This window comes from Pseudomonas sp. Eth.TT006, from assembly GCF_054456575.1.
Genome location: NZ_JBTJEN010000043.1, coordinates 1 through 781 on the forward strand (window position 1 = coordinate 1; position 781 = coordinate 781).

1 protein-coding gene is annotated in these 781 nt (G+C 61.3%); it reads left to right on the top strand.

Going from position 1 to position 781, the window contains the following annotated elements:
* Nucleotides 1-781: VCBS domain-containing protein (locus ACXR0M_RS27235; RefSeq protein WP_458834689.1), on the top strand; the 781-nt coding region annotated here is incomplete at both ends.

Consider the following 781-nt stretch of genomic DNA (forward strand, 5'->3'; position numbering starts at 1 on the left):
CGATGACAGTAACCCCAGCACCGCTGCCGAAACGAATCTGGTCCTGACCGGCAACGTCCTGACCAACGACGTGCAAGGCGCCGACCGCGTACCCACCGGCCCGGTCACCGCCGGCACCTACACCGGGACTTACGGCACGCTGCAACTCAACGCCAACGGTACTTACACCTACACGCTCAACACCAACGATGCAGACTTCAAAAACCTGCACGGCGGTGGCAACGGCACCGAAACCTTCACCTACACCATCACCGATTCGGACGGCGACACCAGCACCGCGAACCTCGTGCTGCAGATCCACAACAACGACGATCCGGTGATCATCAACGGCCTCGACGTGAACGGTGGCGAACTCACCGTCTACGAGAAAAACCTCAGCGACGGCAGCGCGCCCGATACCAATGCCCTGACCCAAAGCGGCACGTTCACCATCACCGCACTGGATGGCGTCACCACGTTGACCGTCGGCGGCATCGCCGTCGTCACCAATGGCGTGGCCGCAGGCTTCCCGCAATCGGTCACCACGCCACTGGGCAGCACGTTGACCATCACCGGTTTCAACGCAGCGACCGGCGTTGTCAGTTACAGCTACACCCTCGACCAAAACGATGCTCATCCGACGGCCAATGGCGCCAACTCGCTTTCTGAACAGTTCGGCGTCACCGTCGTGGACGACAACGGCACCACCGCCAACGCGACCCTCGATGTCAACGTGATCGACGACCTGCCCAAAGCAGTCGATGACAGTAACCCCAGCACGGCTGCCGAAACGAATCTGGTG